Annotated in this window: 18 protein-coding genes; 5 read left to right on the top strand and 13 right to left on the bottom strand. The window is 43.3% G+C overall.

Annotated features, from left to right (window positions below; all coding sequences use genetic code 11):
* Nucleotides 1-45: 45 nt before the first annotated feature.
* Genes B158_RS0110865 through B158_RS0110845 form a run of 5 tightly spaced genes read right to left on the bottom strand, consistent with a single transcriptional unit; the run spans nt 46 to nt 8,397 of the window.
* Nucleotides 46-588 (bottom strand): GNAT family N-acetyltransferase, encoded by a 543-nt coding sequence (locus tag B158_RS0110865; protein WP_018625403.1) that lies wholly within the window; start codon nt 586-588, stop codon nt 46-48.
* Nucleotide 589: 1 nt separating this feature from the next.
* Nucleotides 590-4,006 carry a UvrD-helicase domain-containing protein gene (locus tag B158_RS0110860; RefSeq protein WP_018625402.1) on the bottom strand — a complete coding sequence of 1,139 codons (3,417 nt, stop codon included), beginning with the start codon at nt 4,004-4,006 and terminating at the stop codon, nt 590-592.
* Nucleotides 4,003-6,744 (bottom strand): PD-(D/E)XK nuclease family protein, encoded by a 2,742-nt coding sequence (locus B158_RS0110855; RefSeq protein WP_018625401.1) that lies wholly within the window; start codon nt 6,742-6,744, stop codon nt 4,003-4,005. The genes B158_RS0110860 and B158_RS0110855 overlap by 4 nt, the downstream gene beginning before the upstream one ends.
* A gap of 21 nt (nt 6,745-6,765) precedes the next feature.
* Nucleotides 6,766-7,761, bottom strand: a complete 996-nt coding sequence (locus B158_RS0110850; protein WP_018625400.1) for a YhdH/YhfP family quinone oxidoreductase — start codon at nt 7,759-7,761, stop codon at nt 6,766-6,768.
* A 9-nt stretch (nt 7,762-7,770) separates the two neighbouring features.
* A complete protein-coding gene (locus tag B158_RS0110845) occupies nt 7,771-8,397 on the bottom strand; it encodes an alpha-ketoglutarate-dependent dioxygenase AlkB family protein (protein WP_018625399.1) in 627 nt (208 codons plus the stop codon).
* 194 nt (nt 8,398-8,591) lie between these two features.
* Here B158_RS0110845 and B158_RS0110840 point away from each other — a divergent pair, with 194 nt between their 5' ends.
* On the top strand, nt 8,592-10,799 hold the full coding sequence (locus B158_RS0110840; RefSeq protein WP_018625398.1) for a peptide MFS transporter: 2,208 nt from the start codon (nt 8,592-8,594) through the stop codon (nt 10,797-10,799).
* 75 nt (nt 10,800-10,874) lie between these two features.
* On the opposite strand, the gene cysG is transcribed toward B158_RS0110840, so the two are convergent.
* The 6 genes from cysG to rlmM form a co-directional block, all read right to left on the bottom strand.
* A complete protein-coding gene (cysG, locus tag B158_RS0110835) occupies nt 10,875-12,317 on the bottom strand; it encodes a siroheme synthase CysG (RefSeq protein WP_018625397.1) in 1,443 nt (480 codons plus the stop codon).
* A gap of 124 nt (nt 12,318-12,441) precedes the next feature.
* A complete protein-coding gene (locus tag B158_RS0110830) occupies nt 12,442-13,155 on the bottom strand; it encodes a phosphoadenylyl-sulfate reductase (RefSeq protein WP_026309368.1) in 714 nt (237 codons plus the stop codon).
* A 30-nt stretch (nt 13,156-13,185) separates the two neighbouring features.
* Nucleotides 13,186-14,892 carry an assimilatory sulfite reductase (NADPH) hemoprotein subunit gene (cysI, locus tag B158_RS0110825; RefSeq protein ID WP_018625395.1) on the bottom strand — a complete coding sequence of 569 codons (1,707 nt, stop codon included), beginning with the start codon at nt 14,890-14,892 and terminating at the stop codon, nt 13,186-13,188.
* On the bottom strand, nt 14,892-16,733 hold the full coding sequence (locus B158_RS0110820; RefSeq protein ID WP_018625394.1) for an assimilatory sulfite reductase (NADPH) flavoprotein subunit: 1,842 nt from the start codon (nt 16,731-16,733) through the stop codon (nt 14,892-14,894). Before B158_RS0110820 ends, cysI begins: the two co-directional genes overlap by 1 nt.
* A gap of 116 nt (nt 16,734-16,849) precedes the next feature.
* Nucleotides 16,850-17,686: an NADPH-dependent 7-cyano-7-deazaguanine reductase QueF gene (queF, locus tag B158_RS0110815; protein ID WP_018625393.1), complete on the bottom strand. Its 837-nt coding sequence runs from the start codon at nt 17,684-17,686 to the stop codon at nt 16,850-16,852.
* 4 nt (nt 17,687-17,690) lie between these two features.
* On the bottom strand, nt 17,691-18,767 hold the full coding sequence (gene rlmM / locus B158_RS0110810; RefSeq protein ID WP_018625392.1) for a 23S rRNA (cytidine(2498)-2'-O)-methyltransferase RlmM: 1,077 nt from the start codon (nt 18,765-18,767) through the stop codon (nt 17,691-17,693).
* A 147-nt stretch (nt 18,768-18,914) separates the two neighbouring features.
* Between rlmM and B158_RS0110805 the strand changes: the two genes are divergently transcribed.
* The gene (locus B158_RS0110805; protein ID WP_018625391.1) at nt 18,915-19,508 is read left to right on the top strand and encodes a class I SAM-dependent methyltransferase; all 594 of its coding nucleotides are present in this window, start codon (nt 18,915-18,917) and stop codon (nt 19,506-19,508) included.
* A gap of 457 nt (nt 19,509-19,965) precedes the next feature.
* Here the strand turns inward: B158_RS0110805 and B158_RS0110800 are convergent, their stop codons facing one another.
* Together B158_RS0110800 and B158_RS0110795 are read right to left on the bottom strand one after the other, a co-directional pair.
* Nucleotides 19,966-21,195: a nucleoside recognition domain-containing protein gene (locus tag B158_RS0110800; protein ID WP_018625390.1), complete on the bottom strand. Its 1,230-nt coding sequence runs from the start codon at nt 21,193-21,195 to the stop codon at nt 19,966-19,968.
* Nucleotides 21,196-21,258: 63 nt separating this feature from the next.
* A complete protein-coding gene (locus B158_RS0110795; RefSeq protein ID WP_156823100.1) occupies nt 21,259-21,894 on the bottom strand; it encodes a DNA-3-methyladenine glycosylase family protein in 636 nt (211 codons plus the stop codon).
* A 188-nt stretch (nt 21,895-22,082) separates the two neighbouring features.
* Here B158_RS0110795 and ttcA point away from each other — a divergent pair, with 188 nt between their 5' ends.
* The 3 genes from ttcA to B158_RS0110780 all read left to right on the top strand — a co-directional run bounded on the left by ttcA (nt 22,083) and on the right by B158_RS0110780 (nt 25,764).
* Nucleotides 22,083-23,006 (top strand): tRNA 2-thiocytidine(32) synthetase TtcA, encoded by a 924-nt coding sequence (gene ttcA / locus B158_RS0110790; protein WP_018625388.1) that lies wholly within the window; start codon nt 22,083-22,085, stop codon nt 23,004-23,006.
* Entirely contained in the window at nt 23,006-23,458 is a 453-nt protein-coding gene (locus tag B158_RS0110785) for an acyl-CoA thioesterase (protein WP_018625387.1), read from the top strand. Before ttcA ends, B158_RS0110785 begins: the two co-directional genes overlap by 1 nt.
* Nucleotides 23,459-23,670: 212 nt before the next feature.
* Nucleotides 23,671-25,764, top strand: a complete 2,094-nt coding sequence (locus tag B158_RS0110780) for a M13 family metallopeptidase (RefSeq protein ID WP_018625386.1) — start codon at nt 23,671-23,673, stop codon at nt 25,762-25,764.
* Nucleotides 25,765-25,932 lie beyond the last annotated feature (168 nt).

The following is a 25,932-nucleotide window of genomic DNA, read 5'->3' as shown; positions in this document are numbered from 1 at the left end:
GCTCAGAAAAAAAGGAGCTTCGGCTCCTTTTTTATTGTTGAATTATTAGAGTTTCAGGTTTCGCTTTAGCACCCCATAAGCCACTTCATTCTGCCAGCGGCCATCAAAATAAAAGTTCTCTCTAAAATAGCCTTCACGCTGCATACCAATTTTTTCCATCAGTTTCCAGGAAGCAATATTCCTCGGTTCACAATAAGCGACGAGTTTATGAAACGGCCAGTCACGAACAATTAACTTCAATAGAGCCTGTAAAGCTTCTGAGCCATAACCATGCCCTTGATAATGACGGTTAAATTTATAGCCAATCTCGATCTGTTGATGCTGTTTACTTTTGTAACGAAATCCAACGTCACCAACCATTTTATTATTATCTTTAAGCACGACCGCAGCGCCCATCCATCGCCCCTCTTCTCCTGTCCAATCACCGGCATGACTCAAAAACATCTCACGCGCAACTTTTGGATCGCCCACCGGACGAATATATTTCATTACTTCCGGGTCCAGCGCATACTCAAGATAATCTTCTACATCGCCTTCTTCAAAAGGACGAATAATTAATCGGTCTGTTTCTTTAGTGTGAGTATCCAATTTATAATTCCTCAAATCGCTTCATCATTGGAAAGTAGAGTGCCAATTTAATCGGTCTATGATCAATCTGAGCCATTAACGTTTTGTATTGTTCTAACTGACCATGATACCGCTCTATTTCGGATTGAATAAACCCAGCAACGTCATCACCAAGATGGCTACCAGTCTTATAATCAACAATCCAACGAGTCCCTTTTTCATCGACAAAAGTTCTATCAATGACAAAAGCTTTGTATTCTCCATCAACAACTCCTGTTAAGGCTAATTCGCAAGCAGACTCCTGATGTTGCGCTGATAAAATCCACTGTGCCTTGGGATCATTTAGCACATTGGTCAATCCTTCTTTAATTCTTTGCTGTGCATAACGTGCATTTTTTCCGGTGTAACCTGTACGCAATAATTGCTCATAAACTGCAGTCGCATAATCAGCAATCGAACCATCATTAAGTTGCCACTGACCTTTACTGATTAACTCTAATTGTCGATGTAACAAGACACCTATCGTTTTAGCAATGTCGGTTGCCCAATCGAACTCAATGGTTGCCTGTTCTGAAATCACTGAATTCTTCTCGAGCAGTCCCTTAATACCTTCGAATGAGTTCTTTAATGCTGGGTAACTCCAGTCGATTTTAAGCCGCTGCCAACTTTGATCCAAAACTTGCTCTAAGTTGTTGGCCTTATTCTGATTTGAATCGAGACGTAATACTTCTGAATCGATAAAAGTTTCGTAAAGTGGCTTAAGTAGGTTCATCAAACTGTCATTTCCAAATGAAGACAGCTTCAATCGCTCTTCCTTTTGATTATAGGAAACCGCTCCACAACAGCTTAAATAGAGTCGATGTTTTGCTCGCGTCGAAGCCACATATAGTAAGCGACCACTTTCCAGACGATCTTTTTGTCGTGAAAAATTATTAACAAACTTATACAGAGAGTTGCTTTCACCAACCTGATCAACAGGAGCCATTAAATACTGACTGGAATCGTCCTGGGCTGGGAACTCCTCCCACACCATCAGTTGTTTATCATTATTGCTACTGCCTTTATTGAGCTGGGGTAAAAAAACGGTGTCAAACTCCAGACCTTTTGATTTATGCATGGTCATGATTGATACTCGACAATCGTCTTCTCGACTCGGTGGCGCATGCAGTTTACTCATAGCCAATAGCAAGGGTTTATAGTCAGTAATAACTTGGTTTTGTTCGTAACTGCTAACAAAGTCGAGGAAAGTATAAACCTGCTCAACCTCATTCGGTTGGCATAGCAAGGCGCCACCCAAGTGCAGCCACAAAGCTTCCAGCTGAATGGCTAAAGGCTGCTGGTATAATTGTCCTCTGTGCGTTTCAAGTATGGCACCCTGTTTTGCCAACGTTGAAATAGCTTGCTGGGACAAACCTTCAACAGAACTGTACTCGGTTAGAATACGATAAATGTCATCACCGAATATAGACTCAATTAAAGTTATGTCGGTTAGGGTCAAACCGAACCAGGGTGATTTCAATAATGCTATCCAGGCTACTTTATCCTGCGGATGAATCAGAACCCGTAGCAGGGTCAATATATCAAGTACACTTTGTTTTTCGGCCAGTTCCTCAAACTCTTCTGCGACATAGGAGATTGAACGTTGCTGTAACGCTTCGATGATGGCTACACCGTGATTGCGCGCCCTGACCAAAACCGCAATGTCCTGTTCAGGGTATTCTGTTAATAAGACTGCAATCTGCTCAGCAATAGCTTTTGCTTCCTGAGTCGCTGCATCATTGATGATTTCTTCAGAGTCATAATCCGAACCGGAATCGTTATCGTCGTCACCAAAGAAAATCTTAAAATCAACCTTATCGTGGTCAGTACTGTTTTTTGTGGCGGTTGCTTCTGCCAGACTTACCGCACCCAACACAGCATCATCATAACCGGGGAAAATAGTGGCAAAACTTTTGTTGACCCAGTCCACTACAGTTTCACTGGAACGGAAGTTACTGGTCAACTGCAGAAACTCAAGTCTGATATCACCAATCCCATGATCACGCGCCTGAATAAATAATCCGACATTTGCTTCACGGAAGCGATAAATCGATTGCATAGGATCACCAACCACAAAGAGAGTGCGCCCATCATCGGCTTGCCATCCTGCGGTAAGTTTCTCGATCAACTGATACTGTCCATACGAAGTATCCTGAAACTCATCCACCAGGATATGGGAAATTCCGTAATCCAATTTAAGCGCCAATTCAGACGGGGCATCAATATTGCCTAAGGCGCGGTCGGCCGCCATTGAAATCTCGGTAAAATCGACAAGGCCCTGTCGTTTAAACTCTATCGTGAGATGAGCGGTCGCTATACGCATGAGTTCAGTCAAAGATTCAATCACTTCCCATTCATCATCCTGGTAATGAATATTTGGGAAGTTGCGAATGATGGCCATGTGTTCAATAAAAGAAGAATATTCAGACAGCTCTGCCATCACCTCTGTAGCCTCATCTTTTTTCAATTTGATGACAGCTTTTTCATCTTTAGTTTCGCCAAGCTTTTGTGGCGGCATGGGCCCTGTTTTTAAAAGCTCAGCTTTGTTTTTGCTCATGCAGAAATTGGCAATACCCTGCCAATAAATTAAGTGGCCTGCTTTCGCTTGTGGCCATTCAACCAAAGTTTTGAGCGCAATCAGTGGATGGCTATCCTCAAAATAATCTGCAGCAAATATAATGCAGGATAGCAATCGTTGTTTTAACTCTGTGGGAATTGATGAATCAAGCTGCTTCAGTTCTGCTTCAAGCACATCAATAAAGCCCTGCTCCAAAATATCGCGTTCTGCAGTACCTTCCTGTTGCAATCGCAACCACTGATCACGCTTCGCTAACTGTTGCGCTAGCAGCTCCTGTAATTGCTCAACCTTATTGTCAGTATGCGCGAGAACGCGATGAACATGCCCTGCCCAGGATTCCTGTGTTTTAACGCCATCCACCACAGCTTTGGCCGCCTCATAATACAACTCGTATGGATTTTCAGTGGGACTTAATTGGCCACCGAACTTTGCTAATACAGGCATCTGGTTGGCGATGGTGGCACACAGAGAGTCAAAAGTTTTAATCCGTAATCGATGCGGACTGTGCATCAACCCCCAGTCAAGTTCCTGGTCTCTTTGCAATACACTTTTAGCCAGTTCCCAGGTTAATACTTTGTGTGGTTCATGAGGCTTTGAACCTTGCGCTGAGTACAGCGATTGCATAATCCGATTCTGCATTTCACGAGCAGCTTTATTTGTAAAGGTGATCGCCACTACTTCTTCTGGGTTCTGTACCACCGCTAACAGTTTTAGTACCCGCTGGGTCAATAGCTCTGTTTTCCCAGATCCTGCCGGTGCCTGCACAATAAAGGAGCGGGTATGATCAATTGCTTCCTGGCGAGCATTCAGATCCGAAATCATAAAGCGCCTCCATTCTTGATACTATTATCATCAGCCTGTTGGACTATGCTTTTACGCTGATTAATTCTGCACGCAGAAGCAAAATCACAATAGTCACAGCTTCTGGGATCAACAATTGCCGTACCTGATTTGATATCACACGCAACTTCTGACATCTGTAATTGCCAGCGCTCAATAATGTCGGACATGGGTTCTTTAATGGCACTTCGCTTATCCAGCGCTAAGTGTTCAATAGTATCTGCAATCCCCTGATAGCGAACTTCCTTGGCATTAATATTAAAGAAACTTACTCCGGCAATTGGCTTGTCACCCTGATTGATTGCATACAGTGCCAGCTGCGGCTCCTCAGGGGCTAAGTCCTTATCTTTTGGGTAGAGCTTTGCGCGGGTCGGTGTTCCAGTTTTATAGTCAATGATCAGCAGGCCATCTTCCACTTCATCAATTCGATCGACTTTAAGGTTAAAAGTTAAACCCTCAATCGTAATTGATTGACTCTGCTCCGGTGGTAATGACGTAAATGGCAAACGTTTAGCATCAACTTGTAGCGCCTGAACTAACTGCTTTAATAGTCGGTGGAACTCATTATCAGCAAAGTCAGCAAGCTGCAGGTAGTAAAACTGTTCTCTGTATTCTTCAAGAACAGTAGCCAGATAAGGCTCTATTAATGATGACAGTTGTGACTCACTTTTATCCATCAATATCTCGTTGCTGTCGTGCTCTTTCCAGAAGGCTTCAAGAACACTGTGCACCAAGCTTCCGCGTTCCATCGCATTCAATCCCTGCTCCACTTCCTCAAACTCTTTCACCTTCAGTCGATAGCTCATATAGGCTTTGAATGGGCAGTTAATCTGATCTCTAAAGAAGCCGGTTCCTCCTTTCACAACACCTTCAGCTAAAGGCAGACCATGAGTGTCCTGATAATTCTCAACGAATTTCTCTTGCTTTGAATATTCTATGATTTCATTAATAAAGCCAGGTGCCAAACGAGCATTAGCAGCAATAGTCTGCTCAGGAAACTCTGTGATAAAGGGGCTGGGAAGCAATTCACTGCTACCATCAAAACGCGGATATGACACAGTGACATTTTGACTGCTGGCAAGCAGGCTTGTAAATAACTGCTGTGCGTACTCATACTCGCGTTGCGCCGAACTACCCGGCATCTGATGCTGTTTGAGAGTTTGCTTATCGATAAACGGATTGGGATTAGGTTGAGCTGGCAGCACCTGATAAGTTGCGCCCGTTAACCAGATCTGGTCAAACTCAAGACCCAAAGTTTCCAACAATCCCATAATTTGAATCGGCGCTTTGGGTAGTTCCTGATGAAATTGTTTTTCAGTTACCACTTGTGACAGCAGCTCTAATAAGTTTGAGAAACTGATCGCCTCAGGATAAAACACCTGATACTGCTTCAGCTGATTAAAGCAATCATATAATGTTTGCTGCACCTGATATTCGCGACTTTGCAGGGTACGCATGCCAGTCCATCCAGCAGTATCTAAAATCAAAGTGAGTCGTTTTACCCAGTCTGCCAAAGTTAACTTTGATTTAACCAGTTGCTGCGCATCACTTAAACTCTCTATCAATGATGTAAATGATGGGCTTATGATTTTGGCCTGTTGCGCCAAGTCACTAAGCTCATTAATGGCGAATCTTTGCTTGTGACTTGTACGTAAAAATTTCTCTAGCCTTGCTCTATCACTGCTCAATTGCTCGTACTCTGCATCTTTTGCTTGTTGCTTGCCAAAGTAGGGACTGAGTAATAACTGTTGCAGTATTTGAGTTTCAACACTGCCATTAAGAAACTTTAAAAGATTCAATGCAGTAACCACTATCGGTTGCTGATTCAAAGACTCCCCTAGAGAAATATCAAAAATACCAGAAGTTGGCTCTTGTTCAGGGCTCAAGCTTGGTGTTAATTCCTGCCACAACAATCGTTCAATTAAGGCTTTATGTTTTTCAAGTTCCGGTACGACAATGGCGCAGCGAATGGGTTTCTCCGGATGGGTATTTAGCGCTTCGATAACTGTATTTTTTGCCTGATGGATTGCAGCTTTAAATTCTTCTCGCGTGGAGTTAAAGCTTAAAACCTTCGGGGTTGTTGGCTGATTAAATGTTGCAAAAACCTGAAGTTCTGAAATCTGACCGAGTTGGTCAAAAAGTTTTTGTTGCTGTGGTGTAACCTGTTCGAAACCTGCGGTGAAGATATTGGCTGCAACAGATAGCTGATAAGTTTGCATTAATTCTAATAAATGATTAATGCTTGATGCGCTGTCTATCCAGTGCTCCGCTTCCATTCGACGGGCAAACTCATGCGCCCAGTCTTTAAATGCCTGAGTATCTTTATCCCAAGCCAAACTTTGAGTGATATCCAATTGCCATTGTTGATATTGCTGCCAGGCCTGCCAGGCTTTGCTGCTGGTAGCGTTAATATTCAACAGAAAGTCATTCCATTCGGATCGCTCAATGATATCCTGCCAGATAAACTGACTCTGCTGATCGGATAACAGGTGTGGGAGTTTATTCGAATTATCAGTTTTCAGCTGTTCTCCAAGCAACTCCCACAGGGTCGAAGTAAAGGCTCCCCATGGCATGACCTGTAACGTTGGCCATACCGTTTTCCCCTGTGAAGCTTGCCAACGATTATATTCATCCCGAAGATGGCGAGCTAAACGCTGACTTGCGGTAACGATAATGGTCTGTTCCGGATCGATGGCTTCGAAGCGATATCCTGTTTGCATAATCTTTCTGTTCAATTTTTGTTATTGGCAATCGACGATAAGTCGCCCATGGTGTTTTTTATCGATCAGCTCATCAAAATAAGGAGAGACATCTTTTAGTGCAATTTCTTTGCTGACAATTGTTTCAAAGTCCGGCAACGGCAACTCTTTACCAAACTGATGCCATAGCTTGGTGCGTAGTGGCATAGGGCAGTTGGTTGAACTGATGCCCAAAAGACTGACGCCTCTCAGAATGAATGGAAACACTTTTGCTTCTAAATCAGGACTCTGTGCCAAGCCTATTGACGCCACATTACCCCATAACTGCGTGTGAGCAATAATTTTACTTAAAGTTTTGCCACCGATATTATCAATGGCACCACCGAACAAGGCTTTGCCCAATGGCTTATCGCTCATGCCAAGCTCATCTTCGCTGACCACTTTCTGTGCGTCCAACTCATATAGATAGTCATGCATACTTTTTCGGCTGGTCAACGCAATTACTTCATAGCCTAATTTGCTCAGCAGGTTAACCGCGATACTTCCGACACCACCGCTTGCCCCTGTAACCACGATCGGCCCCATTTCTGGCTTCTGATCATTAACCTGCATCCGATGAATTGCTAGGGCTGCAGTAAAACCAGCAGTACCAATAATCATGGCCTGGCGTGCATCATAAGTTTCAGGAATTTTGATGACCCAATCAGACTGAACCCGTGCATACTGAGCCAGTCCGCCGTCAAACTGCTCGCCAATACCGCAACCATTTACTAACACTCGGTCGCCTTTTGAAAAGTGCGAGGAGTCGGAGTGCTCTACCACTCCAGCCAGATCAATCCCAGCATTAAGCGGAAATTGCTTCATGATTTTGCCACGGCCTGAAGCTGCCAATGCATCTTTATAATTAATGCTTGAGTACTCAACACGTATTAACACATCACCAGCGGTCAGCTCATCAAGCTCCATCTGCACCAGCTGATGATTGATTTTCAGTTCTTTTTCTTTATTTTCAAAGACGCGACAGGCAAGAAATGACACGATGACTCCTTATTGATTTGAGTTAGTAACAATATTCCGAAAGGTGATATTTATTCTAGGCTCAGTCACCGCAGGTTCTTTCGGAACCTGATGCGACCAGCACTGTTGCATATCGCCACGCATTACCAATAGACTACCAGAAGTCAACGTCAGTTTGTGACGTAAATGAGAGTCCTTTTTGTGTTTTAGCTGGAAGCTTCGCGGTGCTCCCAAACTTAAGGAAGCAATAACAGGTTGCCGGCCAAGTTCGGGCTCGTCATCACTGTGCCAGGCGACGCTATCCTTGCCATTTCTATACAGATTCAATAGTGCGCTGTTGAAGCTTTCTCCACAACACTGCTCTATTTGCCTTTTTAGAGCCAATAACTCCTTATTCCAGGCTGTCGGATGATGCAAAACTCCTGAATAACTGTAGCTAGCTCCTGGATCCCCAAACCAGGCGGTCAACCTCGGAACCAGCCGCTCGACTCCCGCTATGCGTATGGTTTCTGTCTGCCAATTCGTAATTTTCAGCAGCTTACCAAGATATTCTCCTGCATCTTTACCACTAAGGAACTCAGGCCAATACTCAAGTTCAGCATCCTTTAGTCGGATGACTTCATAGGAACTTTCGTTGAATAGACTGGATTGACGCATGCTTTACCACCAAAAACTGTATACTTTTTAACCAAAAATAGGTTAAAAAGCCCATTTTCCTTGCTTTCAAATAACTGCTAGCTAAACTAACGTGATCGTTTTATCACTGATACTCGTGATAAACACTATAAAACTATAAATAGTTCAGTCGACAATTTTAAGTTCAAATCCATTTTTATAGGAGTCCGCCGACAATGACGGCCGAAACAAATACTATTCCAAAAGATGAAAAAACGATATTAGGTCACCCGCGTGGCTTAATCATTCTGTTTTTCACAGAAATGTGGGAACGCTTCTCGTATTACGGGATGCGAGGCCTGCTTATTATTTATCTTACCCAGCATTTTCTTTTCTCCGACGAGAAATCAACCATATTGTATGGAGCCTACACAGCGCTGGTTTATGTAATGACCATCATTGGTGGCTCGCTGGCCGATAGATACCTCGGTACCAGAAAGGCAGTTACCTTCGGTGCCATATTGTTGGTGTTGGGTCACATTGGTATGGCCTTTGAGGGTAGTGGTTCAAAAGAGCTAATGAGCCATTCGGGCAAAGAATATCAAATAACACTTGATGGTCGTGGGGGTGATGCCAGACAGATCCTCAAAACCGAGCAAGGTCAGACCTACATTAACTTTGGTAACCAGACACTCCAGATTAATAACGCTACCGCACTAGGATTACCTTCTGAGCTAGGTGGTTTTGAATATGAAGTTAAAAATGGAGATGAAGAGCTACAACAGGAAAATAAAACTGTTAAAACTCTTACCTACAATGGTCAGGACTACCAGTTAGTCGAAGAGGGTGAAGGCGACAAGAAAGTAGTTACACTAGAAAAAGATGGTATCTCAGGTACTGTTAACTTTAGTGAAAACCGTGCCATGACCTTTGGTGTGAACCCTACATTATACCTAAGCACCTCTTTCAAATTAGGACCAAGCTTCCCGAATAAAATCGATGGCTTTGACTACACGGTTGTTAGCCAACAAGTTGAGGGCGGCACTGAAACTCGCCAAATCCAATATCAGAACAAAAACTATACACTGATAAAAACTGGTACTGGTGAAGATGCAACCTACGTTCTTAAAGGTCAGGAAGGTGAATCAGAAGTTAGTATAGAAGCACCTGCAGACATAAAAATTTCATCTCATGAGAGCCTGAACTTACCAGCTGTCATCGAAGGTGACGAGTATCAAACGAAAATCGTTAAGCAAGACCTTTACGTTAATATTCTTTATCTATCTCTAGCACTCATTATTGCGGGGGTAGGCTTCCTAAAAGCAAATATCTCAACCATCGTTGGTTCCTTGTATGGCTTTGGGGATACACGTCGTGACTCTGGTTTTACTCTGTTCTATATGGGTATTAACCTCGGTTCGCTGCTGTCTTCACTAACCTGCGGCATCATTGGTATTGTTTGGGGCTGGGCATACGGCTTCGGTCTGGCTGGTATCGGCATGATACTTGGCCTTGTAACATTTATCTGGAAGCAAGACTGGCTTGAAGGTAAGGCTGAGCCACCAAACCCAGCGAAACTGAAAGAAAAAGCCTTTGCCTTTATTAACTACGAGTGGATGTGTTACCTGATAGGTGTTGGCATTATCGCCATCTCAATGTTCTTCGTAATGAACGCAGAGATCATGGGCGACATATTTGGCGTACTGGGCATCGTAATGTTGGCCATTCTTATTTCATACGCAGTAATTAAGCTTAAAGGTGACGAGCGCCATCGTATGTTTGCAGCAATTTACTTTATCCTGGCTCAAATTCCTTTCTGGGCACTGTTCGAACAGGCTGGATCATCGTTGAACCTGTTTACAGACAGATTAGTAGATCGCAGTATGATGGGTTGGGTTGTACCGGCGCCTGTATTCCAGTCGCTCAATGCCGCCTATATCATCATTTTTGCTCCAATTCTGGCATGGTTATGGAGTTTCCTGGCCAAGAGAAAACTCAACCCTCCTACCCCTGTAAAGTTTGCCTTAGGTGTTTTCCTATGTGGTTTCGGCTTCCTTGCACTTGTTGGAGGAATTGAGGCATCAACAGAAGTAGGCTTGACTGCTGTTTACTTCATCTTCCTGATTTACCTCCTTCACACACTTGGTGAATTAATGGTGTCTCCGGTTGGTCTTTCAGCTGTTACCAAACTTGCGCCAGCACAAGCAGTGGGAATGACAATGGGTGCCTGGTTCTTATACAGCGGCCTTTCAAACTTCCTGGCTGGTGTTATCGCAAAGACCACAGGTGCAGAGACCATTGGTGGCCAACTAACAGACGTAGCTGCAGCAAAAGCTACCTACGTTGATGTTTATACCAACGTAAGCTATTGGGCAATGGGCATTGCAGTATTTATGTTGTTGATTTCACCATTGATTAAAAAGCTAATGGAAGGGGCGGACTAAACACCCGACTTTCTAATAAAAAAACCCGACTGATTGGTCGGGTTTTTTTATACCTTGAAGTTTACAAAATAAACTTCAGCTCGCTTTCTTTAAATTCTGAGTTGTACTAATTTGAAGATTGTCTTTATTAGATCCAAGTAAATGACTATCACAAAACCAACCAAGCCTATCAGCCAATACTGTGACTTCGCCAATAACAATTAAGGCAGGTGAAACCACTTTATAACCTTCAACAAGCTCGGTCAGTTGCTTCAATTTACCTCTAACAACCCGCTGTTGAGGCAGTGTTCCATTTTCAATAATTGCTATGGGTGTATCACCATCTCGACCATGCTTTATTAAATTATCGACCAGCGTTTTATTACGTAACAGCCCCATATAAATCGCCACTGTTTGCTTTTCTCTGGCCAAACTCTGCCAATTAAGTTTATCGATAGAATTTGCACAATGAGCCGTAACAAACATCACCGTTTGAGCATAGTCACGATGAGTCAAAGGAATACCGGCATAACTCGCACAGCCAGAAGCAGCGGTGATACCCGGTATCACTTCATACTCAATGCCAGCATCAACCAACACTTCAAGTTCCTCCCCACCTCGCCCAAAGATAAAAGGGTCGCCTCCTTTAAGTCGGACAACGGTTAATCCTTTTTCGGCATAATCTACCAGCAACTGATTGGTTTCTTTCTGAGGTACGCAATCCTTACCAGCTCTTTTGCCAACATGAATCAAACTCGCATCACGCCTAACTTGCTCCAGGATCTGCTCAGAAACTAAAGCATCATGTAAGACTACGTCTGCTTTTTGCAAAACTTTTAGCGCCTTGACTGTCAGCAACTCAGCGTCACCTGGCCCAGCACCAACCAAAAAGACCCTACCCTTCTTTTCTGCCTGATTTGTTAAGTTGTATCCGCTGAGGCTCTGTTCAAATCCATAACGGATAAAAGAAGGGTCCCCGATTGCCTGTTCGATATACCACTCAGAAAAGCTTCGTTTAGTCTTCAGATCTGGAAACTTTTTTTTTATCAAACCGCGAAAAGTTTTAAGTCTCGTAAGAAGCTGGCCGAGGTTGCGTGGAAGTAACCACTCAATTTTTTCACGAATTTTCCTCGCCAGTACTGGCGAAACACCACCCGTTGAAACAGCAACCAGTAAAGGTGATCGGTCGATAATTGCAGGCATGATAAAAGTACTTAAATCCAAGTCATCAACAACGTTAACCCATACCTTGCGTTTCTGTGCAGCAAGGCTGACTTGCTGATTCAATTGATGATTATCAGTAGCTGCAATGATCAGATAAGCATCATCCAACAGATCCTCATCGAATGTTCGTTGATGAACAGGTAGCTGATGCTTATGAGCAAGCTCCAATACCTGAGAAGAAAACTCTAATGCGTTGAGGCTAACTTTAGCACCAGCTTTGAGTAGGCTTTTAAGCTTACGATACGCAACTTCGCCACCGCCAACGATAATGCATCGCTGCTCCTTGAGTCTTACTGTTATCGGAAAATATTCCATTGTAATGAACTTAATTAAACGTATAGATGGCCATATCTAATCATTCATCTTAAACAATCAAAAATAATCTTTAGCCAAGGTCGTATAATCAGAAAGAATAAGTTACTAAATCAGACAGTTATAACTACAAACCTGAAAGCGTATCAACATGTAAGCCACACTCTCTTACCAGACCACCAAAGCGAGTATCTTCCTCGTCCATGTCTGAGCCAAGAGGCTTGGTACTATGAGTATCACCAATTGAAACATAACCCTTATTCCAAAGTGGATGATAGGGAAGATCGTATTCCTTAAGATATTCGTGCACATCCTTATTGGACCAATCTATGATTGGATGTACTTTGATTCGGCCCTTGAAAGCCTGAACTATTGGTAGCTTCTGGCGACTTTTGGCCTGCTGGCGACGTAAACCTGAAAACCATGTTCCTACATCAAGATCACGTAACGCACGCTCCATTGGTTCAACTTTATTGAGTTGATTATAGGCCTCGATACCTGATATCCCTTGCTGCCACCGCTTACCATAGCGAGCCTCCTGCCAGGCAGGACTAAGCTCACTTCGGTATACCTTTAAATTAAGCTTAAGCCGGTCGTGAAGCTTATCAATAAACTGATAGGTCTCGGTAAACAAGTACCCGGTATCAATTAATATTACCGGTATACTCGGCATGATTCGCGTTAGCAGGTGTAAGCTCACAGCCGACTGAGCACCAAAGCTTGAAGCCACTACAGCCTTTCCAGGACAGTGCTCCAACGTATACTCTATTCGCTCAGAGGCGGTTCTGGTTTTCAGGGCTTGATTAACCTGCATGAGCCAATCTGCATTTGGTAACCTCATAGCCTTCACCGTCCATTTATACCAGTAGGCTTAAGCATGAAAATCGTTCCCATTATAAACAGCCCCAACCAGGCCCTGACGAATAACAAAGTCGCCAAAACTTTCATCCGCTAATCGTTCTCTGGCAAAACGGGTAAAAATTGGCTCTAGCTCCGCAAGAATTTGAGTCTCATTAATATTCTCACGATACAACTTGTTAACCCGGTCACCGATATGACTAGCTCCGAGATAGAGGTTATATTTACCCGGAGCTTTGCCGACAAAGCCAATCTCTCCAAGATAAGGTCTGGCACAGCCATTAGGACAGCCAGTCATACGAATATTTATTGGTATCTGCTGAATTTCATAACGTTTTAGTAGTACTTCTATTTTATCGATTAAAGTCGGCAGATATCGTTCCGCCTCAGCCATTGCTAAGCCACAGGTGGGAAAAGCAACACAGGCTAAGCTGTTTAACCGGGTAGGAGTTTCACTCTGTCCAGTGCTGATATTGTGTTGCTCAAGAATCTGTTCAATCTTTGCTTTATTGCTCTGACTTACATTACTGATAATCAGGTTTTGATTGGGGGAACAACGAAACTCTCCAGTATGAATGTCTGCAATCTTAAGCAGTCCTGTAAACACTTGTGATCGTTCCGTGTCTTTAATTCTTCCGCTATGGATATAAAGTGTGAGATGCCACTTATCATCATCCGTTTGTATCCAGCCATAACGGTCACCATTGTGTTCAAAAGCGAATGGCTTTACTTCCGATAAACTCCAGCCAAGATAGTCTTTCAGTACTTCCTTAAAAGTTGCAACACCAAGTCGATCAATGGTGTACTTTAAACGGGCAAGTTTACGCACTTCACGGTTGCCATAGTCGCGCTGTACTTTAAGAATGGATTCAACGACTTCTAAAGTTTCATAAGGCTTACAAAAACCAATGGGTGTTGCTACTCGAGGATAGGTTTCTTTATCGTTATGACTAGCCCCCATCCCACCTCCAACTAGAATATTAAAACCTATTAATTTTTTATTATCCGCTATGGCGACTAATCCAATATCATTGGCAAATAAATCCACATCATTGTTGGGTGGAATAGCAATCGCCATTTTGAATTTTCTCGGCAGGTATGATTTACCGTAGATGGGCTCTTCGGTGCTTTCAACTTTCTCACCGTCTAACCAAATTTCATGATAGGCATTAGTGTTAGGCAACAGATGTTCGCTGATCTTTTTTGACCATCCATAAACTTCTCGATGTAACTTCGATTGCTCAAACAATGGATTGGCCATCACATTGCGATTAACGTCACCACAGGCTGCAATCGAATCCACAAGAGCGTTATTAATACCGGCAATGGTTTTCTTTAAATCACGTTTAAATACACCATGCCATTGGAAGGTCTGGCGCGTTGTTAAACGCAGACTGCTATGCCCATAGTCTCGCGCAACTTTTGCCAATACTTTGTATTGCTCTGCCGATGCAATTCCTCCAGGCAATCGCGCACGGATCATAAATGAATACAACGGCTCTAATTTTTGTTTACGCCTTTCAGCTCGTAGGTCACGGTCATCCTGCTGGTAAGAGCCGTGAAACTTAATGATCATCTGATCATCATCGGCAACGGACCCGGTCAATTCTGTTTGCAAACTTTGCTGCAATGTCCCACGCAAATAATCGCTTTTTACTTTAATAGTCTCTACTGCAGTATGTTTGTTGGGGTCATAAATAGTTGGCTTTACTTTGCTCATTAGTATACATCCCGCTGATATCTTTGCTGGACCTTAAGGTCTTTGAAATATTGTTTAGCTTCATCCAGACTGTACTTTCCTTGCTGTTGAATAATGCTCAACAAAACCTTCTCTACATCCTTAGCCATTTTGTGCATATCTCCACAGACATAAAAGTAGGCGCCCTGCTCTAACCATTGCCAAACCTCCGCTGAATTTTCGAGTAACTTATGTTGCACATAAACTTTTTGATCACTGTCACGCGAAAAGGCTAAATGCAGTTTGTTCAACACTCCTGAATTGACATACTTTTGAATTTCAACCTGATACAAAAAGTCTGTATTGAAGTGGGGATTGCCAAACAGCAACCAGTTTTTTCCTGCACTATTTTTTGCGGCACGCTCTTGCAGAAATGCACGAAACGGCGCAATGCCAGTACCGGGACCCACCATAATTATCGGGGAGTCTGTTGATGGCAGCTTAAATTTAGGGTTTCTTTCAACAAATATATTTACGCTTTGCCCTTCCTCAAATTGCTGGGTCAAGTAATGACTGGCCAGGCCATATCGAATTCCATTTTGATTTTTTATAAGAATATGATTCAGGGTGAGGTGTATTTCATCAGGGTTCTCTCGCTGACTTGATGCAATTGAATAAAGTCTAGGTTTCTTAGGTTTTAATATATCGACCAGATGCTGCGCACTTATTTTTGGCTTTGCAATAAGCAATACATCAATCAGCTGATGGTCTTTGACATAGCTTTTGAAATTGTTTTTAACTCTCTTTTTTAACGCGTCACTTTGGGTAAGCTCAATTAGTGCCTGAACCGTACCCTTGTTTATTAAAGTCAGTTCAGCAACTTCTGTAAGAAACTGAATTAATGTTAACTGTTGATTACGGTATTTGACTTGAGTATCACCACTAAGATGTAGTAACTCTATAATGTCACTCACCAATTCAGAACGATTATGAGCAATGATGCCTAGAGCATCGCCTGGCTCGTAAAGAATTCCGGAACCAGTTATATCAATTTCTAGATGATAGGTTTCTTTTGATGAGCCTCTACCCGTTATTCGCTGAATAGTCGCAATGGATGCTGTAAAGGGATTCTCTTTGTCGTAATTAATTTTCTCATTGCGGACAATACTATCAATGGAATCTATCGCTATTTTTGATGCATCTTTCCCGGTCTTTAGCTCCTTACCTTTAGCTATTACCGCTGCAGCGACCTGATCAATCCACTGCTTAGCAGCGGGCTCAAAATCAACATCACAGAGTACAATTTCGGTTAACTCTTGTGCCCCGAGCTTTTTAAAACTATCCAGCATATCTTTTGCTGTCTGACAAAAGAACTCATAACTTGAGTCGCCCAGACCCAGCACCGCAATGTCGATACCTGCTAACAGTTGTTTTTTTGATAATAGCTTTTTGCTGGTCAGTTCATCGTAGAAATCAACGGCATCATCCGGTGGTTCACCTTCTCCATGGGTTGAGGTTACCAATAAGATTGTTGAGTAGTCGACAAGCTCTTTTGCCGAAACAGCCAAAGTAGACTTTAATTCGGCTGTTACAGAACTGGAATGAAGGCGGTCAATAAGTTGTTCGGCGACAGATTGGGCATTACCTGTCTGAGATGCATAAAGAACCAGCACTGGTTTTGCCGCCTGCGAAGCATGGCTGGAAACCGTTAGGTTAGCCACTTCGGTCTCAGCCTGGTTTTCCGATTGATAAGCAAGCAGTCCGGCACAGTAGCCACTGAGCCAATTTAACTGTTGTGGATTAAGGTTTCGAATGGAATCCAGTAACTCGGTATTAATAAGTGCGCCGGATAAACCATTTAGCAGTTGTTCTTTTACAGTCACGTCAGTACATCAATAATGATAAGGCCTGACATTATTGACGTATAGACGTCTATTCTCTACGAATTATCAACCATAACTGTATGACCTAAAGTTATATCAACTGAAACCAGCTTTACTTATTGCCTAGCGTGGCGTTGATTAGGGCAGAGTTTGCTTTTGACGTTTGATCGCCACGGATTGATATCAAGACCACCCCGACGGGTATAACGCGCGTATACGGTCAGCTCCGAAGGCTCGCAATATCTCATGATATCTGTGAATACCCGTTCGACACATTGCTCGTGGAATTCATTGTGGTTTCGAAAGGAGATAAGATACTTCAGTAATGCCTCGTGATTGATTTTCGGCCCCTTGTATTCGATTAGAATACTGGCCCAGTCTGGCTGAGAAGTAATTAGGCAATTGCTTTTGAGCAGGTGGCTGTAGAGACTTTCTGAAACCTCTTCCTCAGACTCAACTTTTAACAGATCAGGATCATATTGATAATCGCATACCTCAATATCCTGCTCATCAAGTAAAATTCCCCGCCACTCATTGACCGGAACACTTTCGTTATAAGCTTCAACCTCATACAGTTTTACGGAAACTGTTGTCTCTGAGGCTTTTGATAAATCTTCAGTTAAAGTTTTTTCGACAATTGACCAATCAGTAAAACGGGTTTGGTTAAGAGAGTTTAGATAAAGCTTGAAAGATTTCGACTCGATGATGTTGGTACTCGCACAATCAAATTCGAACACGGCAATGGCAACTTGGGGTTTACCTTTACTGTTGAGCCACGACAACTCGTAAGCATTCCAGATGTCTTTTCCATGAAAAGGTAGCTGCCCCTGAATATCAATCTCATCGCGTTTCAATTGGCGCGCAACAGGAAATAACAATTCAGGCTGGTAACTGGATGGGTACTCAACCTGTTTACCTAATGGGATGTCATGTGATGTGTCGTGATTCTGCATACTGTTAATGTGACTGATTTTTAATCTTACGTCGGAAATAAACCGTAATTTCTTCACGGTCATGATAGAGATGCTTGGCCTGCCAGAAATAATCAATATCGGCTTCTTCAAGCTCATCACAAATCATACCGATACAATCGTTAACTTCTTGAAAACGTTTTTTCATCGGTAATTTCAAGTTAAATATAGCATGTTCGGTTTTTCCTGCGACCAGCCATTTGGCCATCAGCTTGGCGACTAATGACGGTTTTTCCACCATATCGCACACCAGCATATTTACTGGCTTTTCAGGCATCCATGCTAAAGCATTTTCTTTGAGGTGAATAACATGTTCGGTCTGCATCAATTTTTTATCCATGGAGCCATTATCAATTGCTGTCACCTGCAAGCCATGTTGCACCAGCTGATAGGTCCAGCCTCCGGGCGCAGCACCTAGGTCCACAGCAGTATGGCCTAAACGCAAAACCGCTTTTCGCTGTTTTCCAGACATCAACGTTTGAATCGCTTCTTCCAGCTTTAAGGTAGAACGACTGGGCGCATCCTTTGGGAACTTCAGGCGCAAAATTCCGCCTTTTAATTCAGATGCTCGGCCAACTGGCGAAAAGCCAACCAGGCAATGGTCAGTAGCTAAAAACAACAAATGCAGTTGGAATTCGCTGTCTTCGTGTATCAAACCCTGCTTTTCAAGAGTGATGGTTACAGGCGTCGAAAATTTCTTACAAAACTTGGAAAGCTCTCGACCCTCATCGCTGTCCAGGTGCTCTACCAGAACCTGCTTAGCCATGGCTACTTCACTACACACCTCAAGAATTGGGGTGATACGATCGTCCAGTGGCAATTCCACCAGTTCTGCTTTTGCCCAGAACCACTGGCGGGCAAAAATCAGCTCATGAATATCCAGCTCTTCAAAAAAAACCTGCTCACTGGCCTCATCAAACAGGAAAAAGCGTACATAGCCCGAGTTAGGAGCTGTGTTGGCATAGCCCGCCAAATCACAGGCATTAGCAAAAGACTGCACTTCAGCGGCACAGTCTGACTCAAAACCTGGGCGACAATAAAAGACAAAAGGTGTTTGATTCATGAAACCTGACTATTCGGTAAGGCGAAAATATGGAGCGCATTCTATCACAGCCTCTGATCCACAAGCGACATCAATCCCTTGTCAGTATTAGGGATTCTGACAACATAGTGATAAAATCGCGCCATCTTTAACGGTTACCCTTATCTCATGGCTCATTACACTAAATCTGATATCGCAGAATTGAAAAAAGACCTTAGCTTCAAAGAGACGCTTTGTGACTTCCCGCTACAATTCAAAACCACCTGGGGGCTATTCTCTCCGCGTAATATCGATGACGGTACTGTCATGCTGCTGAAATACATGGACATTGAGCCAACCGACAATTGTCTCGATCTGGGCTGTGGTTATGGTGCATTGGGCATCACCATGGCAAAACAGGCCCCACAAGGACAAACTTTAATGGTCGATAAGGATTTTGTTGCAGTGGATTATGCCAACAAGAACTGTCAGCTCAATGGCGTTTCAAACGCAACTGCACGCCTTAGCAATGGCTTTAGCGCAGTTACCGAAAAGAACTTCAATGTAATTTGTTCAAATATTCCCGCTAAAGTCGGCAATGAGCTTCTTTACATTTTTCTGCAGGATGCCTGGGATCGACTTGAGCCAGGCGGCACCTTCTACGTAGTGACCATCACCGGTCTACGAGATTTCATGAAGAAAGCTTTTAAGGAAATCTTCGGTAACTACAAAAAGCACAAGCAAGGGCCAGCTTATACGGTCGCTAGCGGCACTAAAGAATAAAGCCAAAGCCCTCCTTAATCCCCTGTTTATATGAGATGTGACACTTTGAGATAAAAGAAGTGTCACATTGTCACAACAGCGTCAAAATTCTGTAAACATTTTTTCACAAAATCTGTGGATAACTTTGGGGAAAAGTTGCAAGAAACTTTGCCTAAGCCCGAAAACACTGGCCCCCTATACAAATCGTTCATTTTTTGTACAACAAAGATGTTTTTCTTTATAAATCAATAAGATAACCTGTTTGCACTAGGCTATTTTGATTCTGAATATTTTCTATACAGGCGCAAACCCTTATCAAATCTAGCTTTTCGCCAGCTTGTGGATTTCTCTAAACTGGACTGTCACATTTTCGGGACTTTTTTTCATCAATATTCTGAAAAAAATATAAGATACATGAAATAAGTTGTATAAATTTTCGGCAGTTAGTAACCACTTTACAGCTACCCCCCAACAGCTCCTATGCGAAGAACCAATAGGTCAGTAAGATGGCTGCCAGGATACCGGCAAAATCAGCAATTAGACCACAGGATAATGCATGCCTGATCCGCTTGATTCCAACCGCCCCAAAGTAAACAGTCAAAACATAGAAAGTGGTTTCAGTGCTTCCCTGAATAGTCGCCACCATGTAACCGACGAATGAATCAACGCCCTGACTTTGCATGGTCTCCAACATCATGGCCCGTGCACCACTGCCACTAAACGGCTTCATCAGTGCAGTAGGCAAGGCTTCAACAAAGCGGGTGTCAAAACCAAAACTTTCAAACAGCCAGGCCAGTCCATCAGCAAAAGCATCCAGCGCGCCTGACGCCCTTAGAGCACCAATCGCAGTTAACATGGCTACCAGATAAGGAATAATGGTAACCGCGACTTTGAAGCCCTCTTTTGCTCCTTCAACGAAGTCCTCATACACAGCAACCTTCTTGCGCCACCCATAGATGAGAATGGTGACTATGGCAGCCATCAGTAAAAAATTACCTATAGCAGAACTGGCTTCAGCCATCTGTTCAGCTGGAAGACTAAACAGAGTCCAGACTAAGCTAGCGATTAAAGCTGCAAACACCAGTAAATAAGCACCGATAACTCGATTGAAGAGATCGATCTTCTGCACAATGGATACAGCCAACAGACCAAAGAAAGTGGACGCACAGGTCGCTAATAATATCGGCAGGAATACCGCGGCCGGATCAGCCGCCCCCATTTGTGCACGGTAGAGCAGGATTGTTATTGGAATGATAGTCACTGCTGAAGTATTAAGTACCAGAAACAGAATCTGTGCATTGCTGGCTTCTTCTTTTCGCGGATTAAGCTCCTGTAACTGCTCCATCGCTCGGATGCCCATTGGAGTTGCTGCGTTATCGAGGCCCAGCATATTAGCCGCCATATTCATGCTAATACTGCCTAATGCAGGATGCCCACTCGGTACTTCAGGCATCAACTTACGAAACAGTGGAGCCAGTGCCTTGGCTAATAGATTTACCAGCCCACTTTTTTCGGCAATTTTTAAAAGTCCCAGCCAGAAAGCCAAAATACCAATCAGACCTATGGCAATGGTCACGCTCAGCTTGGCCATTTCAAATATGGACTTCACCAGTTCCGGAAAGGCAGTAGCATCACCCTGTATTAACCACTGAAAACAGGCCAACACAAAAGCAACCACAAAAAAGAACAGCCAAAGAATATTTAGCATTTACAATTTTCCCAATATCAATTGAATAAGCCTGTCTGTGCTGAATAACTATTACGTTAGGTATCAAATTTCATCAGCAATACGCCACAGATACCAACTGGCAACGCTTCGATAAGGACGCCAAGGTTCAGTCAATTCAAGCATTAAAGGTTTTGCCGGCTTTTCCTCAAGCTCATACAGATGCTGCAAACCACGTTGCAAGCCTATATCAGCAGGCGCAAACACATCAAGATGCCCTAGAGCGAAGATGCAAAACATTTGCGCCGTCCACTCTCCCACCCCTTTTAATTGAACCAGACTTTCGATGACCTCTTCGCTCGGCATGTCAGCCAGGGCATTAAAATCCAGTGATACTTCCAAACAGGCTTGAGCAATCCCCTGACTGTATTGGACCTTGGCATTGGAAAGGCCACAAGCACGAAGCTGCTCATAAGTAACACCTAGAATGGCTCGAGCAGAAAACCCTTGTTCCCCCAGTAAGTTCTCAACTCTGGAAACGATAGTTGAAGCGGCTTTAGTGGATAATTGCTGGGAAATGATGCTGCGAATCAGGTATTCAAAAGGTGGTCGTGAGCTGGGTTGTATCTGGCAGGGTCCGTGACGTTGAATTAACGAAGCCATTTTCGAGTCAGCCTTCGCCAAAAGGTCTTCAGCTTCTCGTAGTCGCTGATTGAGTGCTAACTGATTGTTTGCTTTCACGATCACAACCTTGAATTTGAGGTTTTCACTATCAACAACAAGGCTCAATCACTTATTGCTGCCTACTGTTGCGATAATACACAAAAGTTGGCACAAAAGGCTAAAATATTGGATGTCCTTTCATGTATAATGGCCGCCATTTCGAAGCTGAACCATTGTGATCAGCGGCAATACAACTGGTTTTTAAGATGACCACTGCAAACACAAATTCCGACTTGCTCGATAAAAAAGCTAAGACCAACTTTAACAAGTTGCAAAAGCGCCTTCGCCGTCAGGTAGGTGAAGCGATTGCTGACTTCAACATGATTGAAGAAGGCGACAAGATTATGGTCTGCTTATCGGGCGGCAAAGACTCCTATACCCTGCTCGAGATATTAATGGGCCTGCAAAAAAGTGCGCCGGTTAACTTTGAACTGATCGCGGTAAACCTTGATCAGAAGCAGCCTGGATTTCCAGAAGAAGTTCTGCCCAACTACCTCAAGTCAGTGGGTGTACCCTACGAAATTATCGAAGAAGATACCTACAGCGTGGTCAAAAGCATTATCCCAGAAGGCAAAACCACCTGCAGCCTGTGTTCGCGCCTGCGCCGTGGCATTATTTACAGCTGGGCAGAACAAAATGGCATTACTAAGATTGCCCTGGGCCATCATCGTGATGACATCATTGAAACATTATTCCTGAATATGTTCTTTGGTGGCAAGATGAAGTCTATGCCACCCAAACTGAAAAGTGATGACGGCAAACACATCGTGATCCGGCCTTTGGCTTACTGCAAAGAGAAAGATATTGCCAAATTCGCCAAATTAAAAGAATTCCCAATCATTCCGTGCAACTTGTGTGGTTCACAGGAAAACCTGCAACGCAAAAATATTAAAATGATGCTACAGGACTGGGATCGCAAATATCCTGGGCGTATTGAAACTATATTCAAAGCTCTCGGTAACGTCGCTCCATCGCATCTTACGGATACCAACTTATTTGATTTCGTCAGCTTAAGTCAGGAAACGGCTGAGCAGGACACATTGTTCGATGCTCCCGATATCCAATCCCCGGATATTGAGCGAGACGATGATGATGACAACCAAAGTATAAACATTATTAAGGTAGGCTAATGTCTGAAACACAAGCGTTAACTGAATTTAAACAACAGTTCCCCGTGATACTTCCGATTACCGTGGCCTGGGGCGAAATGGATGCATTCCAGCACGTCAACAACGTCAGCTATATCCGCTATTTCGAGAGTGGTCGTATCGCTTATCTGGAAGCTTTAGGGCAGGAAGCTAAAATCACCAATAACACAGTAGGCCCTATTCTTGCTGACATCTATACGCGTTACCGTCGTCCTGTAGTTTATCCGGATACATTAATCGTCGGTACTCGTATCACCGAACTCGAAGAATTTGGTTTTACCATGGAGTATCAGGCATTCAGTGAACAGCAACAGACAGTCACCACCTTGGGCAAAAGCCGCATCGTCATGATTGACTACAGCAGCAATCAGAAAGTGGCTCTTAAAGACTGTGTATTAGACGATATTTTAAAATTACAGCCAGAACTAGCTTAAGAACGTGCGCAGAGGGTACTTCCACTCTCTGCTACCTTCAACGTCAAGCTCTCATCATGTAACAATCTGTTACTTTTCCGAAAGCCCAGTACTTTCCTTTATTCCCCGATCTGGGTAGTATGTTGTGCGAAATTCTCTAAATAGCGCTCAAAGCGCATAAAAAAAGATTTATTTAAAGTCTTTGAATATTAGTCTCAAACAAAGGTGTCCCAATGAAAAAATTACTCATTAGCTCCGTATGTTTGGCTGTGTTAGCTGCTTGTAATTCCGGCACGGATGAACAAAAAGCTAATCAAGAAGCAGCTAAACAAGAAGTTGCCGAACAAACTTCTAATACCGCAACCCAAGCAGAACAAAAACTTGTATCAGGAATTGATAAAGCTCATTTCGATACCTCGGTACGTCCTCAGGATGATTTGTTCCGCCATGTAAATGGCAAGTGGTTGAATGAATTTGAAATCCCGGCTGATAAATCAAACTATGGTGCCTTCACCATGTTGGCAGAGCAGGCTCGTGAAGATGTTAATGCCATTATTGAAGAAGCAGCTAACAGCAATGCTGAGCAAGGCTCTGATGCACAGAAAGTCGGTGACCTTTATCAAAGCTACATGAATGAAGAGTTATTGGAAGAGCTTGGCACCAAGCCACTGCAACCAGAACTCGAAAAGATCGCAGCTATTGAAAACCTTTCAGACCTGTCTGAGTACATTGCATACGCACAAATGATCAGCGAAGCACCGTTCAGTACATACGTTTATGTTGACGCAAAAGAACCTGATACCTATATCACGCAAATGAGCCAGAACGGCTTAGGCCTTCCAAGCCGTGACTTCTACTTAAAAGAAGACGAAAAAAGCGAAGAGATTCGCCAAAAATACGTTGAACATATGGAAAATATGTTCGAACTTGCTGGCGTAAAAAATGGTGCAGAAAAAGCTAAAACTGTGATGGAAATTGAAATGCAAATCGCAGAAAAGCACTGGCCTAAAGAAAAGCTTCGTAATCCTGTAGCTCGCTATAACAAAATGAGCTTCGAAGAATTGCAAAACACAATCCCTAATCTTGACTGGGAGCGCTGGAGCAAAACAGCAATGCTAGAAGGCATTGATAATGTCATCGTTGGTCAGCCTGACTACTTTGCAGCGGTAAACGACATGCTTAAAGAAGTCTCTATCGATGACTGGAAAACGTATTACCAATGGCACTTAATCAGCGATTCAGCTCGCTTCCTGAATAAAGCCATTGCTGAAGAAAGCTTCCGTTTTAATCAAGGCGTATTGAGTGGTGTTGAAGAGCAAGAGCCTCGTTGGAAACGTGCAGTTAACGTTATTAACGGCACCTTAGGTGAAGTCGTTGGTAAGATCTATGTCGAAAAACACTTCAAGCCAGAAGCTAAAGAGCGCATGAAAGAATTGGTTGAAAATCTACGCACAGCCTATGCTCAAGGTATTAAAGAGCTGGACTGGATGGGCGAAGAAACCAAAAAACAGGCGCTTGATAAATTGGCTAAGTTCACACCAAAAATCGGATATCCTGATAAGTGGAAAGATTACTCTGCGCTAGAAATCAAAGCAGACGACTTATTCGGTAACATGAAGCGTGCAACCATGGTTGAAGTTAAGCGTAACCGTGAAAAGCTAGGTCAGCCAATTGATCGTACTGAGTGGTTCATGACCCCTCAAACGGTGAACGCTTACTACAACCCTGTGATGAACGAAATCGTTTTCCCTGCGGCAATTCTTCAACCTCCGTTCTTTAACATGGAAGCTGACGATGCAGTGAACTATGGTGGTATCGGTGCTGTAATCGGTCACGAAATGGGCCATGGTTTCGATGATTCAGGTTCACAATACGACGGCGACGGCAAACTCCGTAACTGGTGGACAGAGGAAGATCTTGAAGAGTTCACCAAGCGTACTGACAAACTGGTTGCTCAATACAGCGACTTCACTGTACTTGACGGTGTCCACGTTAACGGTGAATTCACTCAAGGTGAAAACATCGGTGACCTAGGCGGTTTAACTATCGCTTACAAGGCCTACCAGATTTCTAAAAATGGTGAGCCAGCGCCAGTAATTGACGGTATGACTGGTGATCAACGTGTATTCTACGGATGGGCACAGGTATGGCGTCGTAAATATCGTGACGAAGAACTACGCAAGCGTATCGATACCGACCCACACTCACCTAGTGAGTTCCGTGCAAACGGTACCGTTATGAATATGCCTGAGTTCCACGAGGCATTTGACGTTAAACCTGGTGACAAAATGTACTTGAAACCAGAAGAACGCGTCAAAATCTGGTAATTCTTATTACCACTTCTCTTATCACGAGAACAAAAAGCCGACTTGATAGTCGGCTTTTTTGTGCTTATTAACTTATTTTGATGTGCACTTTTTATTATATGATCAATAGCTAATGGCTAGCACCAATATCCCCTTATATTGAGCTGAGAATCAAACAAAATATAGCAA

This window comes from Kangiella aquimarina DSM 16071 (assembly GCF_000374105.1).
Lineage (GTDB): Bacteria > Pseudomonadota > Gammaproteobacteria > Enterobacterales > Kangiellaceae > Kangiella > Kangiella aquimarina.
The sequence above is the reverse complement of the archived record's forward strand: the minus strand, read 5'-3'. Positions and strand labels throughout refer to the sequence as shown.